The organism is Rathayibacter sp. AY1A4 (assembly GCF_002930955.1).
Taxonomy (GTDB): Bacteria; Actinomycetota; Actinomycetes; order Actinomycetales; family Microbacteriaceae; genus Rathayibacter.
The window spans coordinates 1-13577 of record NZ_PSTN01000043.1; the positions used below are offsets into that span (position 1 = coordinate 1).

Genomic DNA, 13577 nt, shown 5'->3' on the forward strand with positions numbered 1-13577 from the left:
GGTGCGACGGTGCGGCCGCGTGAACCCGAGCGAAGGCGCGTGGCGGTGCGGTTGGCGTGAGCGGGGGGCGTGTGGCGGTGCGGTTCGGGTGAGCGGGGGTATGTGAGGCGGTGCGGTTCGGGTGAGCGGGGGCGTGAGGCGGCGCGGTTCGGGTGAGCGGGGGCGTGTGTGGCGGTGCGGTTCGGGTGAGCGGGGGCGTGGCGGTGCGGTTCGGGTGAGCGGGGGGCGTGGCGGTGCGTGTGGCGGGGTGTTGCGCCGGTGTCCTGCGCGCGCCGCCCCGAGGACGGCGGGGATGTGCGGCGCCGGCTGCGGTGATCCCTCCCTCCACAGGAGGGCTTCACGCCGGTTCTCCACGGATGCGACGATCCGTCGCTTCCGTGTCGGTGGTCGCTGATTGAATACACGTATGACGATGATCAGCGGGTCGACAGCAGCGGAGGCGGTGCTCAGCGAGGTGCGTGCTCGCGGCGACCGAGCCGCGGCGCTGGCCCGCTCGGCGTCCCCGCTGCTCCTGGCCGCGGCCGAGGAGCTGCACGCCGGGCACCGGGCCGCGCTCGAGCATCCGGAGTCGTTCGCTCGCGGCTCGGCGCCCCACGCGTCGAGCGACCTCGCCGAGCGGTCGATCCGCGCGGAGTTCGCGGTCGCCCTCGGAGTCTCCGAGCGGGTCGCCTCCCGCGAGCTCGACCACGCGCGCCTCCTCGTCGAGGACCTGCCGACCACCCGCGCCGCCCTCGCCGGGGCGCACCTGCGGTGGGAGGCGGGCCAGGTCGTCTGCGCCGTCGCGGCCACCCTGCCTCCGGGCTCCCGCGCCGCGTTCGATACGCGGGCGGCCGAGCTCGCGGCCCGCACCACGCCGACGCAGCTGCGGCGCGCTCTGGCGCGGCTGCGGGAGGAGCTCCACGAGCAGCCCCTCGCCGAGCGCCACCGACGTGCCCGCGAGGACCGCGCGGTCTGGCTGATCCCCGAGGTCGACGGCATGGCGACGCTCTGCGCCCTCCTCCCCGCCCCGGTCGCCGTGGGGGCGTACAGCCGCCTCGACCGGATCGCCCGGATCCTCCGCGACGGCGCCGAGGGGCCGGCGGGGGCGGAGCCGCCTGCCGCCACGGATGCGGGCTCCTGCGGGGCGGAGCCGAGCGGGACGACCGGGGCGGAGCCGGCCGGAATCACCGGTGCGGGCGCCGCAGGCGTGATCTCCGGAGCGGGCGACGAGCGGACCCTCGCCCAGCTGCGAGCCGACGCTCTGGCCGACCTCCTCTGCGAGGCGGACGTCATCGGCACGGTGCCCGACTCGGTCGGTGCCGATCGGCCCGTTCCGACCCTCGTCACCGGCGTGCGCGCCGAGGTGCGGGTCACCCTGTCGGCGAGCACCGCGTCCGGCGTCGACGACGCCTCCGCCGAGCTCGACGGCTACGGCCCGATCCCGGCCGACGTCGCCCGGAGCCTCGTCCCCGCGACCGTCACCCGCGTGCTGACCGAGCCCCGGACGGGCGCAGTCCTCTCGGTCGGGCGCACACGCCGACTGCCGCACCGCGAGCTGCGGCTCCTCCTCCAGCTCCGCGACGTGACCTGCCGCTTCCCCGGCTGCACCCGCTCCGCCGCGGGCGCCGAGGCCGACCACGTCGTCGAGTGGCGCAACGGCGGCGGCACCGACCCCGGCAACCTCGCCAGCCTCTGCGTCGCCCACCACCACGTGCGGCACGGCGACCGCTGGACCTACGTCCTCCACCCCGACGGCACCGCCGACTGGACCACCCCCACCGGCCGCCGCATCACCACGCGCCCGCCGGGCCTCGAGGCACGGCTCCGTCCAGGCCCGCCCGCGACTCCGACGTTCGCGGACCGGCCGCCGCCGTTCTGACACGCTGCCGTGCTGCCGTGCTGCCGTGCTGCCGTGCTGCCGTGCTGCCGTGCTGCCGTGCTGACGTGCTGCCGTTCCGCCGTGCTGACGTGCTGACGTGCTGACGTGCTGCCGTTCCGCCGTGCACCCCTGAGGGAATCGGCTGTCGGGCGGGTTCGGCGCATTGCGCGGGTTCGCACTGGTGATCGGGCCGTGCTGTCGCTCGGAGGCGAGTGCTCAGCGACCTACCGCCGCGCCGCTGACGCTCGGATCAGCGCCTTCGCTCGGGTTCACGCGGCCGCACCGTCGCACCACCGCCGCACCACTGCCGCTGAGGCGCGGACCGTCACCGGGGCCGCACCGTCGCCTGACGCCGTGCCGACACCAGGGCCGTGCCGCCGCCTTGCGCCATGCCGCCGTTCGGCCACCACGATGCAGCACCTCAGCACCTCAGCACCTCAGCACCTCAGCACCTCAGCACCTCAGCACCTCAGCGCGCGCTGAACCTCCGTCGAGCGCCGTTGCGACGGCCCGCCGTTCGGTCAGGGCGTCTCGCGACTGCGCTGGCGCCCCGCACCGCCCCACGGCTGATCCGGCGGGGTGCGCAGTCCGGGCGCGCAGTCCGGGCACGCCCTCGCGGTCAGTCGGCGACGCGCAGGAGCACCTCGCCCGTCGTCCCGCCCCGCAGCCGCCCCGCCGCCGCGACGCTACGCCGCCAGGAAGCGGTCCGCCGTCCGCAGCGAGAGTGCCATCGTCGCGAGCGCCGGGTTCGCGATCAGCGCGCTCGGGAACACCGAGTTGTCGCACACCCAGAGGTTCGGCACGTCGAAGCTGCGGCCGTCCGCGTCGATCACGGCGTCACCGGCGTCGGTGCCCATCCGCACGGTGCCGAGAGTGTGCGCCGTGCGCGCCATCACCCGCGTGCTCGTCGCGCCGGCCGCCTCCACGATCGCGGTCATCGTCCGGATCGCGTGCCGGTCGATCGCCTCCTCGTTGGCGCCCGCCGAGAACGTGATGCGCGCCTTCGGCACCCCGTGCTCGTCCAGCTCGTCGGTCAGCTCCAGCCGGTTGCCGTCGGCGGGCAGGCACTCCGCGTTGATCCCGACGCCCGCCGCGAAGCGGTATCCGTCGAGCGCGTCCATCAGATCGCGGCCCCAGAGTCCCGCGCCGCGGGCGAGCGTCGTCGCGTAGGTCAGCGGCATCACTCCGAGGCTCTGGATCAGGTAGCCGCCCGCGAAGTCCGCGTCGGCCGGGCGGACGGTGTCCTCGGTGATCACCGAGGAGGGGTAGCCGCGGTAGCCGCGCATCTCGTTCTCGAAGGTGCCCCAGACCTGGGTCGCCCCGTGCGCCAGGAAGTTGCGGCCCACCTGGCCGCTGCTGTTCGCGATGCCGGTGTGCAGGAGGAGCCGGGGCGTCTCGACGCCGCCCGCGCAGAGGAACAGGGCGGAGCAGCGCTGCCGGTGCTCCACTCCGCCGCTCGTGTAGACCACGGCGCACACGCGTCCCGCGGCGTCCAGCTCGATCCCGTGCACGAACGAGTCGGCCCGGATCTCGGCGCCGGCCCGAACCGCCTCCGGCAGGTAGGTCACGTCCATGCTCGTCTTCGCGCCGGTCCGGCAGCCCTGATGGCACTGGCCGCAGTTGACGCAGGAGGGCCGGCCGTCGTCCCGCGGGCCGCTGAGCACGGCGGCGGGCGCGTCGGTCGCGCGCATCCCGATCGCCGCGCAGCCGCGCAGCATCATGTCGGCCGAGGCGTTCCGCGCGAGCGGGCCCTGCAGGTAGCGGCGCGACGGGTCCCACGGGTACTCGGCCGGGCCCGCCACTCCGATCGTCGCCTCCACCTTCTCGATGTACGCGGTGAGCTCGGCGTGCTCGATCGGCCAGTCGCGGCCGACGCCGGAGTCGCTCCGGAGTCGCAGGTCGCGCGGGTCGGGGCGGGGCGTGAACGCGCCCCAGTGCAGCGTCGAGCCGCCGACCCCGCGGCCGCTGTTGTTCTGCCCGAAGGCGGTGGGGGTCTCGCCTCCGCTGAGGCGCTCCTCCATCCAGTTGATCTCGACGGCCGCCGTCTCGTCGGCGGTGTGGCCGAGCGGATCTAAGTGCGGCCCGGCCTCGAGGGCGACGACCCGCAGCCCTCGAGCGGCGAGCACCGAGAGCAGGGGCGCTCCGCCTGCCCCGGTGCCGATCACGACGGCGTCGACCGTCTCGTCGAGCGGGAAGCGGCGCATGCCGGTCGTGTTCATCGGTGACTCCTCGTCGTCGGTTCCCAGGTCTCGCGGTCGTCGGCGCCGAGCAGGCGGAAGCCCGTCACGAGCGGCAGCGTGTCGCCGCCGCTGGCGTAGCCGTCGTAGCCGATCCGCGCCATCGACGCGGGGTGGGCCAGCCATTGCTTCACGAGGTCGACGCGGCAGTCCTCGAACCAGGCGGTCAGCTGCTCGGCACCGAGCCCGCCGGCCGAGCCGTCGCCGGGCTCCGCGGAGCCGTCGGCGATCGCGGTGAGGCGCGCGTCCTGCTCGGCGGGGCCGAGGCCGGCGAAGCCGCGGAGGGTGTCGAGCGCCAGACCGTAGGCGATCGGGTCGGCCGGCAGGTCGGCGTTGCGCCAGCCGTCGCCCTCGCCGTTCGCGAGCTGCGTGTCCACCCGTGCGGCCAGGTCGATCCGGCCGCCCTCCTGCGGGACGACCCGGTCGGCGATCGCGCGCAGCTCCGCGAGCTGGGCGACGGTCAGGGCGCGCGGCGCGTACTCCGGGTCGTCGGCGAGCGCGCGCACGGCCAGCAGCCCGCGCACCCGCGTGGAGGTGCGGGCGGAGGCGATGGCTGCGCCGACGTCGGCCGGGACCGACGGCGCTGTGCCGGCCTCCTCCTCCCAGAACCGGCGGATCGCCGCGGCCACCTCGACCGGGCGCTCGAACGGCAGCAGGTGGCCCGCCCCGGCGAGCGTGAGCAGCCGGGCGCGGGAGTAGAGGGAGCCGTTGAGGCGGCGCTGCGCGTCGGCGCCGAGGTCGCCGTCCTCTCCGCCCGCGATCAGCAGCGCGGGCACAGCCCCGAGGGCGGCCTCTCCGGTGCGGTCCTCGCGGCTGCCGTGCTCGAGCCAGTCGCGCCAGCCCTCGGGGGAGTAGCGGCGCAGCTCGGCCAGCACCTCCGCGTCGGCGTCGGCGGGCAGCGGCGAGCCGACGTTCTGGTCGACGAACTCGCGCGCCTGCGCCTCGTCGAGGTGCCCGTCGTCGACCCAGCCGAGCATGGTCGAGCGGCGCTCCTCCTCCATCGGCTCGGGCGAGAGCGGCGACCCGGCGAGGAGCACGACGCCCGCGAGCCCGAACAGGCCCGAGCGGCCGGTGACCGTGCGGGAGGCCACGAGCGAGGCGATCTTCCCGCCCATGCTGTGCCCGAGGAGCAGCCAGCGGGAGGAGCCGTGCTCGCGGATCCGGCGGATCGTGGCAGCGGTCATCTCCTCGAGCGAGGTCCCGGATCCACCGGGCAGGTCGAGCGCGACGAGGTCCGCGACGTCGGCGAGCTCGCGGCCGAGCGCGTCGAAGGCGCGGCCGTCGAGCCCGAGTCCGGGCAGGGCGAAGAGGGTGGGGCGGGAGCTGGTGGACACGGGCGTCCTGTCGGATCGGCCGCGCCACGGCAGTGGGGAGCGGGAGGGGAGCGGCGGCGGGGGGCCGGCCCTCCTTATCCGACCACACGGCGTGCGCGCGCCCGGACCCTTGCGCCGGCGGGGCACTCGTGCTGTGCTCTGCGCCACCGTCCGCGGCACGATGCCGGGCGGTCGTGCCGCCCCTCCGTGCCGCCCCTCCGTGCCGCGCCTCCGTGGCGGGCCTCAGAGCGGGGAGGCGAACACCACCAGGTTGTCCCGGTAGCGGCCGATCGCCGCGTCGTACTCGCCTCCGCAGGTCACGAGGATCAGCTCCTCCTCGAGGGTCGCGCCGAAGACGCGGGCGGTGGGGAACGTGGCCTTGGCGTGGGACTCGACCGCCGTCACCCGGTAGCGGTGGTCGGAGCCGTCCACTCCGCTCACCGCGATCTCATCGCCCGGGGCGAGCTCGCCGAGGCGGAAGAAGACCGCGGGACCGGACCGCGAGTCGACGTGCGCCGCGATCACGGTGCGGCCGCTGCCGCCCGGGCGCCCGCCTCCCGAGAACCAGCCGACGTCGTCGTAGTCCACCGGCACCTCCATCGCCCCGTCCGACTGGATGCCCAGCGCGATCAGCGGCTCGTCCAGGCCCATCGCGGGCACGCTCAGCCGGGCGGGCTCGACGCCGACGGTGCGCGCAGGCGCGGCAGCGGCGGGGTCGGGCGCGGGGACCGGGGGAGGAGTGAGCGGGGGAGCAGAAGCGAGGGCCGGAGGCGCGGGCGCGCTCGCGGGCGTCTCCGCTCCTCCGCTCCCGTCCGCGGCGGCGCACCCCGCGAGGAGCAGCACGGCGCACAGTGCCGCCGCGCCGCTCCTCGACCGGGTGCCCACGATCAGGAGGCGGTGCGCCGGCGGGCGACGACCACTCCGGCCGCGCCGAGGGCGGCGACGGCTCCGAGGCCGGCCATCGCGGCGAGACCGGACGGGCCCGTGGCGTCGCTTCCGGCGGCGGTCGCGCCGCCACCGGTCTGGAGGCCGCCGACCGGCACCTGCGAGAGCTGGCCGCGGACGACGCCCGCCGCGTACGAGGCCGTGTGGGAATCGGCCGCGAAGGCGGCGGGATCGGCCTCGAGGGCCTTCAGCGTGAATCCGGCGCCGGTGTCGGCCCCGTTCGCCTGGATGCCCGTGGTGAAGGGGCCCTGCAGGCAGCCGCTGCTGGTGCGGGGGCCGTCTCCGACCGGCGCCGGGTTCGGGAACGCGATGCGCGGCGGGCCCGCCTTGCCCAGGGCCGCCTGGTGGATGTGCGTCGCGGTCTTCGCGGGGCTCTGGTAGTCGCCGGTCACGCCGGTGAGGGTGATGTCGTAGCAGATGACGTCGAGGTCGCTGTTGACCCGGAAGGTCATCTCGCCCGTGGCGCCGGGCTGGCCGGGGGTCGCGGCGGAATCGGCGTTCACGACCTGGTCGGGCGTCGCCATCACCGTGAAGGCGCTGGTGAACGAGGACGGCTCGGCGACCTCGGTCTCGGCCTGGGCCGGCGCGGCGGCGAAGAAGGAGGCGGCGGCGACGACGATGATGTCGCCGAGGGAGAGCAGGCGGCGGCCGGCGCGGTTCCGCGCGGGGGACGTCTTCGTCATGGTGGAGCCTTTCGATCGCGAGCGCCGAGCGGGCCCGATGCAGGGAGTACGGCCGGAAGCGGCGCTGCGTTCACTCCATCTGAGAGGATCTTCACGGAGACGGTCCTCGCCTCCGATGAACGCCGCCGCCGCCGCGGCCGTACCCCCTTCCGACGGACCACCGGTCCCGACGAGGAGGCGGTGTGGCGCGCACGGCGACGGCACGACGAGACGAAGGGCCCGCGATGCCGCGCGAGCACTCGGAGGTCCCGGCTCCCGTGGTGCGCCTCGAGCCCCGGACGGCGGAGTTCGACCCGGCCGCCGCCTTCGACGAGCACGGGTCCGCCCTGCTCGGCTTCGCGCTCAACGCCCTGCGCGACCGCGGCCTCGCCGAGGACTGCGTGCAGGAGACGTTCCTGCGCGCCTGGCGCTCGCGGGCGAGCTACTCCGCCGAGCGTGCCAGCACCCGCACCTGGCTCTTCGCCATCGCCCGCAACGTCGTGATCGACGTGCACCGCTCGCGGCAGCGCCTGCCGCGCCTGGTCGAGGCCGAGGTTCTGGAGGAGGTGCCCGCGGAGGACCGCGACCCCCTCGAGCCGCTCGCGATCGCCGAGGCGCTCGCGCGGCTCTCCGCCGAGCACCGGCAGGTCGTCGTCGCCGTCCACGTGAACGGCGAGACCTACGCCGAGCTGTCGGCCGCCACGAGCGTGCCGGTCGCCACCCTGCGCAGCCGCGCCTTCTACGCTCTCCGAGCGCTCCGCGGTCACCTCGCGGGCGCCGGACCCACCGACGAGGAGAGATCGTGACCGACCGAGACCAGCCCGCCGGAGACGAGCCCGGCGGCCGCCGCGAGGAGCTCCTCGCCGCGGCCCTCGCCGGCGACCTCTCCGCCGAGGAGGCGCGGGAGTTCGAGAGCCTGCGCGCCGCCGACCCCTCGATCGACCGCGAGCTCGCGTCGTTCGGTGCGGTGGTCGACCGGCTCGGCGCACTGGGCCGCTGGGAGGAGGCGGAGCCGTCGCCGGAGCTGCGGTCGCGCGTCGCGGCGCTCGCCGGGGAGCGGTCCGAGCGCGCTGCGAGCGTGCGTGCCCCGCGCCGCCGGGCCTCGCGCCGCCGTGCCGTCCTGGCCGTCGCCGCGGCGGCCGCGCTCCTCGTCGTGGGCGGCGTCGCCGGAGCGGCCCTGCGGTCCGCCGAGGAGCGCCCCGTCGCGGGACCGCCCGGGACGCTCGGCGCCGTCGAGGCGATCGCCTTCGACGAGCGGACGGAGGGCGTGACGCTCGACGGCTCGCTGGTCGCGCACACCTGGGGCACCGAGACGATCCTCCGCGGGACCGGCTTCGCCCTCGGCGAGAGCTACGACCTCGTGCTGGTCACCGGCTCCGGCGAGCGGCTCCCGTCCGGCTCCTTCCTCGGCAGCTCCGCGGAGCTCGACTGCGAGATGAACGCGGCCGTCCTGCGCGAGTCCGTCGCCGCCGTCGAGATCACCGACGCCGGCGGCGCGCTCGTCGCCTCCGCTGCCCTCCCCGCCGTCACCTGAGAGCCGGCGGCGCAGGCTCGCGGCGAGGCTTCAGCTCGCTGACGAGCGTGCCCGCGACGATGAACCCCGCCCCGAGCAGGGCGAGCGCGGGGAGCCGGTCGCCGGCGAGGCGGCCGATCAGACCGGCCCAGACGGGCTCGGCGGAGTAGATGATCGTGGCGCGCGACGGCGAGACCGAGCGCTGAGCCCAGTTCATCGTCAGCTGGATCAGGCAGCTGCTCGCCCCGAGCGCGAGCGCGGGGATCAGCCAGGCCCCCGAGAACGCCGGGACCGCCTCGCCCGCGAGGGGCATCGAGGCGAACCCGAGCGCGCCGGCGACCAGCAGCTGCACCACGGTCACCCGGCCGAGGTCCACCCGTCCGGCGACGAGGCCGATCAGGATGATCTCGGCCGCGATCGGCAGCGTGCTCACGATCGTCGCCACCTCGCCCGCTCCGAGCGCGACGCCCGGCTGCGGGCCCGCGATCAGGAGCAGTCCGACGAACGCCAGCGCGACGCCCACCAGCGTCAGCACGCCCGGACGGCGACGGAACACGACCCACTGGAGCAGCGGCACCAGCGGCACGTACAGCGCGGTCAGGAACGCGGAGGTGCTGCTCGGGATCGTCTGCAGCCCGTAGCTCTGCAGGCCGTAGCCCGCGAAGATCATCACCCCGATCGCGACGCCGGCCGCGAGGTCGATCCGCCGCATCCCCCGGAGCGACCGGTGGAACACGACCGCGCTGATCAGCCCCGCGATCGCGAACCGCATTCCCACGAAGAACAGCGGCCCACTGTGCTCCATCGCGATGTGAACGGCGAGGAAGGTCCCGCCCCAGATCGCGGTGATGCCGATGAGCGCCCACTCCGGACGCGTGAAGCGGAGGCCCTGGAGAGGCGAGATGTGCATCATTCTGCACATCCTAGGAGCATCAGGGGTCTGTCGGTGCAGAATAGTGCGCATGTCGGCTCCCGTCCTCGCCCACCTGGGCGGCAACCTCCGTCTCGCGCGGCGCGGAGCCGGACTGAGCCAGTCCGCGCTGGCGGCGCGCTCGGGCATCAGCCGGCGGACGATCGTCGCGGCCGAGGCCGGCGAGGCCAACATCTCGCTGACCGGAGTCGACCGCCTCGCGACCGCCCTCGGCACCACGTTCACGGCACTCGTCTCGGCCCCGGGATCCGCGCCCGCGGCGATCGACCAGGTCGCCTGGCGGGGAGCGGGCGAGGCGAGCGTCGCCGTCCTGCTCTCCTCCGTCCCCGCGCGCCGGGAGGCCCAGCTCTGGACCTGGACGCTCGGCCCCGGGGACCGCTACGACGCGCAGCCCGACCCCGAGGGGTGGCACGAGATCCTGCTCGTCACCGCCGGCGCGCTCCTCCTGGAGCGGGAGGGCGAGGAGCCCGTGCGGCTGGAGCCCGGACGGCACCTCGCCTTCCCGACCTCGCGGCACTACTCCTACGTGAACGCGGTGGATGCCGTCACGACGCTCGTCCGGATCGTGGTCGACTGACGGGTCGGCGCCTCAGGCCCGCGAGCGCAGGGTCTCGAGCAGCGCCGCGGGGGTCTCGGGGTCGTCGAGGCTGATCGCGAACTCGCGCGAGCGGTCCGTCGTCACCACCAGCCCCGGCCCGGCGTGCAGGATGACCGCCGAGCGGCCCGGCATCACCCGGTACCCCCAGCCGCCCCACTCCGACGGCCGCAGCTGGGCCGTGCCGGCCGAGGCGATGGTGTCGAGCGGGATGCGGCGCAGCGGGATGCCGAGGGCGGTCGTGACGACGCGGAGGCCGCGGCGGTCGGCGGTCACCCTCAGGCGGGAGAAGGAGAGGAGCACCAGCGCGACGACGCCGAGGACGACGGCCATCGCGATCGCCGGACCGGTGGCGCCCGCCGCAGCGAGCGTCGCGAGGGAGAGGGCCGCGCCCGCCGCCGTGGCGACCGCGGCGACGGCGAACACCGGGCCCGTCAGCGTCTGCGACCAGGCGCCGGTCTCCTCCGCCGCGAGCGGCAGGCGGCCGGCGGCCAGGCGGGAGGCGCGCCGGGTGCCCGGAGCGATCAGCGCGGGCACGACGGCGAAGAGCATCCCTCCGAGCAGCGCGAGCAGCCACCCGCCGAGCTCCGCCCCCTCGGCGCGCCCGGCCGCGAGCGTCGTGCCGACCGAGGTCGCCCAGGCGGAGGCGCCCAGCCCGGCCACGAGGCCGAGGGTCGCCAGCAGGAGCCGCGGGGCGCGCCCGACGGCCGCCGCTACGAGGCCCGCGACGGCCGGGAGCCCGGAGAGCACGAGGGCGATCGCGAGCAGAGCGCCCGTCGACGCGGTCGCATCGGCCGCCCCGGTGCCCGACCAGTGCGAGGCGAGCTCCGCGGGCAGAGCGTCGTCCAGGACGAGGCGCGAGACGAGCACTCCGGCGGCGGGGAGCAGGAGGGACGCGGCGGCGAGGAGCTCGCGGCGGCGGTCGGCGGTGGGGGTCATGATCCGGTCCTCTCGATCAGGCGGACGAGCTCCGCCGGGGTGATGCCGCTGCGGCGGGCCTCCGCGAGCAGCTCGTCGACCAGGGCGGTGACGCGCACGAGCCCGGGCCCGGCCGACTCCGTGATCCACGCGCCGCGGCCCCGGCGCATCTGGAGGATCCCGTCGTCGCGCAGGGCGGCGTACGCGCGCAGCACGGTGTGCATGTTGATGCCGAGCGAGTCGGCGAGCTCGCGGGCGGGCGGCAGGCGGTCGCCCGCCGAGAGCTCGCCCCGGGCGACGGCCGAGCGCACCTGCGACTCCAGCTGGTCGGCGAGCGAGCCCGCCGCGGAGTGGTCGACCCGGAACAACATGTTCACAATGTTAGTAGAACAAGCAGTGCACCACCAGGCCCTCAGTGCAGCGCGAGCGACACCGCCAGCACCACCATCACGACCGCCACGGCCGCGTCGAGGATCCGCCAGGCCCCGCGGCTCCGGAACAGCGGCCGCAGCGCCCGCGCCCCGAAGCCGAGAGCGGTGAACCACAGCACGCTCCCGGCCGCCGCCCCCGCCCCGAACCACCAGCGCTCGTCGCCGTGCGTGTTCGCCACCGACCCGAGCAGCACGACCGTGTCGAGGTAGACGTGCGGGTTGAGCAGCGTGAGCGCCAGGCACGTGCCGATCGCCGTGCGGAGCGACGTCGAGGCGCCGGCCGGATCGCCGTCGAGGGTCCCCGGCCGCAGTGCGCGCCTCGCCGCCATCACCGCGTAGGCGAGGAGGAAGACGATGCCGCCCCAGCGGATCACCACCAGCAGCCACGGCGCCGACTCCAGGACCGCTCCGATCCCCGCGATCCCGAGCACGATCAGCGCGGCATCGCAGAGCGCGCAGATCGCGACGACGGCGGGCACGTGCTCGCGGCGGAGGCCCTGGCGGAGCACGAAGGCGTTCTGCGCGCCGATCGCGATGATGAGCGAGAGGCCGAAGCCGAGGCCGGAGAGGGCGGCGAGGAGGGGGGACACGCTCCGACGCTAGGGCGGGGCGATCCTGTAGACCAGCTCATGCTCCTTCAGTACCGTAAGCAGCACTGATGCTGACAGACGACCTCGACCTCTCCCGCCTGCGTGCGCTCGCCGCCTCCGTCCGGTACGGCTCCTTCGACGCCGCCGCCCGGGCCCTGCACATCACCCCCTCCGCCCTCAGCCAGCGGATCAAGGCGCTCGAGACCGCCGCCGGCCGCGTCCTGCTGGTGCGCTCGCGCCCGGTCGTCGCGACCGAGGCCGGTGCGGGGCTCCTCCGCCTCGCCCGCCAGATCGAGCTCCTCGCCGACGACGCCGTCCGCTCGCTCGGCGGCGAGGATGCGGAGGGGGCGGGCCCCGTCGTCCTCCCGCTCGCCGTCAACGCCGACTCCCTGGCCACCTGGGTGCTGCCCGCGCTCGCCTCCGTCCCCGACGTCGTGGTGGAGCTGCACCGCGAGGACCAGGCGCACACCACCGCGTTCCTCCGCGACGGCACCGTGCTGGCGGCCGTCACCGGAGAGTCGGAAGCGGTGCTCGGCTGCACCGTCGCACCGCTCGGAGTGATGCGGTACCGCGCCATGGCCGCGCCCGCGTTCGCCGAGCGCTGGCTCCCGGACGGCGGCACGGCCGGTCTCGCGAGCGCTCCGCTGGTCGTCTTCGACGAGAAGGACCGCCTGCAGGACGACTTCCTCCGGGCCGCCGGCGTCGACGGCAGACCGCCGCAGCACCGCGTCCCCGGATCGACCGACTTCGAGCGGGCCGTGCGCCTGGGCATGGGGTGGGGGATGCTGCCCGAGCTGCAGGCCCCGGTCGGCGGCGAGGGCCTCGTCGAGCTGGGCGGCGACCCCGTCGACGTCCCCCTCTACTGGCAGCAGTGGGCCCTGCACACGCCCGCCCTCGACGCGGTCGCCGCGGCCGTCTCCGCCGCCGCGCGCGCCGCGCTGCGCCGACCCGCGCGCTGACCCGCGCTGCGCTGACCCGCGCGCTGACCCGCGCGCTGACCCGCGCTGCGCTGACCCGCGCGCTGACCCGCGCGCTGACCTGCGCCGCCGGGGAGGCGCTCAGACCGCGAACACGTCGCGGAGGGTCACCGTCTCGAGCGAGCGCTCGCGGAGGATGTCGACGAGCCGCGCGTAGACCTGCGTCACCGGATCGAAGTTGGCGTGCCCGATCACGATGTGCTGCGGCAGGAACCACTGGTCCGCGAAGCCGACCACCTGCTCCGGCGTGATCCGCCCCGAGTCCGAGAGCGAGCCGTACCAGAGCACCGTCGCCGTGTAGCCGATCGCCGCCGCGGCGGCCCGGCTCCGCTCGTCCGTGTAGCCGAACGGCGGCCGGTAGAAGGGCGCCGCCTCCAACCCGTAGGTCGAGCGGATGAAGTCGCCGTTGCGGCCCAGCTCCTCCTGCACGCCGTCGCTCGAGAGGCTCGTCAGGTCGGCGTGCGACCAGGTGTGGTTCGCGAGCTGCACCTGCCCCGAGGCGACGAGCGGAGCCAGCAGCGGCGCGTTCACGGTCCACGAGTCGTACTTCCCGTTGAGGAAGAAGGTCAGCCGGGTTCCGGTGTCCCGGGCGAACTGCGCGTAGGCG

Annotated in this window: 14 protein-coding genes; 5 read left to right on the plus strand and 9 right to left on the minus strand. The window is 75.5% G+C overall.

The window, feature by feature from the left end; all coding sequences use genetic code 11:
- The first annotated feature begins 406 nt into the window (after nucleotides 1-406).
- A complete protein-coding gene (locus tag C5B92_RS16335) occupies nucleotides 407-1858 on the plus strand; it encodes an HNH endonuclease signature motif containing protein (RefSeq protein ID WP_104326987.1) in 1452 nt (483 codons plus the stop codon).
- A gap of 686 nt (nucleotides 1859-2544) precedes the next feature.
- On the opposite strand, the gene C5B92_RS16340 is transcribed toward C5B92_RS16335, so the two are convergent.
- The 4 genes from C5B92_RS16340 to C5B92_RS16355 all read right to left on the minus strand — a co-directional run bounded on the left by C5B92_RS16340 (nucleotide 2545) and on the right by C5B92_RS16355 (nucleotide 7036).
- Nucleotides 2545-4077, minus strand: a complete 1533-nt coding sequence (locus C5B92_RS16340; RefSeq protein ID WP_104292931.1) for a GMC family oxidoreductase — start codon at nucleotides 4075-4077, stop codon at nucleotides 2545-2547.
- Entirely contained in the window at nucleotides 4074-5429 is a 1356-nt protein-coding gene (locus C5B92_RS16345; RefSeq protein WP_146079382.1) for an alpha/beta hydrolase, read from the minus strand. Before C5B92_RS16345 ends, C5B92_RS16340 begins: the two co-directional genes overlap by 4 nt.
- Before the next feature lie 222 nt (nucleotides 5430-5651).
- Nucleotides 5652-6293 (minus strand): class F sortase, encoded by a 642-nt coding sequence (locus C5B92_RS17755; protein WP_181028876.1) that lies wholly within the window; start codon nucleotides 6291-6293, stop codon nucleotides 5652-5654.
- Nucleotides 6294-6295: 2 nt separating this feature from the next.
- Nucleotides 6296-7036 carry a CHRD domain-containing protein gene (locus C5B92_RS16355; RefSeq protein ID WP_104350594.1) on the minus strand — a complete coding sequence of 247 codons (741 nt, stop codon included), beginning with the start codon at nucleotides 7034-7036 and terminating at the stop codon, nucleotides 6296-6298.
- Between the two features lie 224 nt (nucleotides 7037-7260).
- On the opposite strand from C5B92_RS16355, the gene C5B92_RS16360 reads away from it, so the two are divergent.
- Complete coding sequence (locus tag C5B92_RS16360) at nucleotides 7261-7821, plus strand: sigma-70 family RNA polymerase sigma factor (RefSeq protein WP_104256617.1); 561 nt, start codon at nucleotides 7261-7263, stop codon at nucleotides 7819-7821.
- Nucleotides 7818-8549, plus strand: coding sequence for a hypothetical protein (locus tag C5B92_RS16365; RefSeq protein ID WP_104350595.1), 732 nt, complete (start codon nucleotides 7818-7820; stop codon nucleotides 8547-8549). The genes C5B92_RS16360 and C5B92_RS16365 overlap by 4 nt, the downstream gene beginning before the upstream one ends.
- Here the strand turns inward: C5B92_RS16365 and C5B92_RS16370 are convergent.
- Nucleotides 8542-9441 (minus strand): DMT family transporter, encoded by a 900-nt coding sequence (locus tag C5B92_RS16370; RefSeq protein ID WP_258061601.1) that lies wholly within the window; start codon nucleotides 9439-9441, stop codon nucleotides 8542-8544. The genes C5B92_RS16365 and C5B92_RS16370 overlap by 8 nt on opposite strands.
- A 49-nt stretch (nucleotides 9442-9490) precedes the next feature.
- On the opposite strand from C5B92_RS16370, the gene C5B92_RS16375 reads away from it, so the two are divergent.
- A complete protein-coding gene (locus tag C5B92_RS16375) occupies nucleotides 9491-10036 on the plus strand; it encodes a helix-turn-helix domain-containing protein (RefSeq protein ID WP_104227343.1) in 546 nt (181 codons plus the stop codon).
- Between the two features lie 12 nt (nucleotides 10037-10048).
- Here C5B92_RS16375 and C5B92_RS16380 read toward each other — a convergent pair whose 3' ends face one another.
- Genes C5B92_RS16380 through C5B92_RS16390 form a run of 3 tightly spaced genes read right to left on the minus strand, consistent with a single transcriptional unit; the run spans nucleotide 10049 to nucleotide 11993 of the window.
- Entirely contained in the window at nucleotides 10049-10993 is a 945-nt protein-coding gene (locus C5B92_RS16380; RefSeq protein ID WP_104350596.1) for a hypothetical protein, read from the minus strand.
- Nucleotides 10990-11343, minus strand: coding sequence for a GntR family transcriptional regulator (locus C5B92_RS16385; protein WP_104225158.1), 354 nt, complete (start codon nucleotides 11341-11343; stop codon nucleotides 10990-10992). Before C5B92_RS16385 ends, C5B92_RS16380 begins: the two co-directional genes overlap by 4 nt.
- A 41-nt stretch (nucleotides 11344-11384) precedes the next feature.
- The gene (locus C5B92_RS16390) at nucleotides 11385-11993 is read right to left on the minus strand and encodes a LysE/ArgO family amino acid transporter (RefSeq protein ID WP_104297480.1); all 609 of its coding nucleotides are present in this window, start codon (nucleotides 11991-11993) and stop codon (nucleotides 11385-11387) included.
- A 68-nt stretch (nucleotides 11994-12061) separates the two neighbouring features.
- Here C5B92_RS16390 and C5B92_RS16395 point away from each other — a divergent pair, with 68 nt between their 5' ends.
- Complete coding sequence (locus C5B92_RS16395) at nucleotides 12062-12952, plus strand: ArgP/LysG family DNA-binding transcriptional regulator (RefSeq protein WP_104350597.1); 891 nt, start codon at nucleotides 12062-12064, stop codon at nucleotides 12950-12952.
- A gap of 99 nt (nucleotides 12953-13051) precedes the next feature.
- On the opposite strand, the gene C5B92_RS16400 is transcribed toward C5B92_RS16395, so the two are convergent.
- A partial coding sequence (locus C5B92_RS16400) for a polysaccharide deacetylase family protein (RefSeq protein WP_146079383.1) occupies nucleotides 13052-13577 on the minus strand: 526 nt, incomplete at its 5' end.